Raw genomic sequence first — 1,099 nt, 5'->3', positions numbered from 1 at the left:
ACGCAAGAAGCGCGGACTAAATGCTACTAGCCCTGATGATTTGCATTTGCATACATTGCTTTTTAAAAAGCTAAAAAGCAATGCTCTTACCTCAAGTGCTATTTTGTGTGTGCAGATTCTTATCATTGGGATAAGCATTGCCTTCTATTCTTGCACATATATACTTATAGCTTTTATTGTGGGGTTTACAGCCATTTATCTCATTGCGTATAAGGGATTGGAAAGAAACTATTGTGTATCAAGCCTGTGAAGAAAAGCACTTAGTGTCTTGCGATTTACTTTGAATTTTTGAGCTATTTGCACCAGCGGGATTTGCTTTTGGCGCATATACAATATAGAATCTTTATGAGGATAAAGTTTTAAGGCAGAAAGAGGCGTGCTGCCCTGTGGTCGCCCAAGCTTTCTCCCCTCGTGCTTGATACGCAAGAGGGCTTCTTTGGTGCGTTGAGAGATAAGATGCCGCTCAATCTCCGCACTTAACGCAAATGCAAAGGCTAAAACCTTAGAGTTAATATTATCCCCTAATTCGTAGTTTTCTTTAATAGAGTAAATCGTAATGCCTCGCTCCATACATTGATTAAGCACACCCATAATCTGCAAAATACTCCTGCCAAGACGGGAAATTTCACAGATAATAAGGCAATCTCCCCTCTTAGCTTTTTTGATGGTTTTGCCAAGCTGACGATAGCTAGGATTAATCATACCGCTTATTGATTCCGCACAGACAGAATCAATATGAATATGATGCTTTTCACACCATTTTTGAATTTCAAAATATTGATTTTCAATACTTTGCTTGTGAGTTGATACCCTCAAACATGCGTAGTTCATACAACATCCTTTTTTTAAAGAGTATTAAAGCCCAAAGCGAGTTAATTTTGCATAAAAATAGGTATAGCATAGCGCAAATACCGCACATAGCGCAAGCAAAATAACTGTGTGATGATAGTAATAGACGCTTAGGCCAACAAAAGGGATATTCAATGCCAAAATCAAGCACGAAGTATAGGCATCAGAGCGAGTAACGCGCTTAAAAACAAGCATATGAAAATGCACTTTGTCAGGCTGTGTCGCGGACATTTTACGCTTGATACGTTTA

General features: G+C 38.8%; 1 protein-coding gene and 2 pseudogenes. 1 reads left to right on the top strand and 2 read right to left on the bottom strand.

The window, feature by feature from the left end; translation table 11 throughout:
* A pseudogene (locus QZ289_RS10390) lies at window positions 1-250 on the top strand (undecaprenyl/decaprenyl-phosphate alpha-N-acetylglucosaminyl 1-phosphate transferase); the annotation flags it as partial.
* Here the strand turns inward: QZ289_RS10390 and QZ289_RS10385 are convergent.
* Window positions 229-831 carry a recombinase family protein gene (locus QZ289_RS10385; RefSeq protein ID WP_295702308.1) on the bottom strand — a complete coding sequence of 201 codons (603 nt, stop codon included), beginning with the start codon at window positions 829-831 and terminating at the stop codon, window positions 229-231. The pseudogene QZ289_RS10390 and the gene QZ289_RS10385 sit on opposite strands and share 22 nt — an antisense overlap.
* Before the next feature lie 24 nt (window positions 832-855).
* Window positions 856-1,099, bottom strand: a pseudogene (locus tag QZ289_RS10380) (undecaprenyl/decaprenyl-phosphate alpha-N-acetylglucosaminyl 1-phosphate transferase); the annotation flags it as partial.

This window comes from uncultured Helicobacter sp. (genome assembly GCF_910577135.1).
GTDB lineage: Bacteria > Campylobacterota > Campylobacteria > Campylobacterales > Helicobacteraceae > Helicobacter_C > Helicobacter_C mastomyrinus.
The sequence above is the reverse complement of the archived record's forward strand: the minus strand, read 5'-3'. Positions and strand labels throughout refer to the sequence as shown.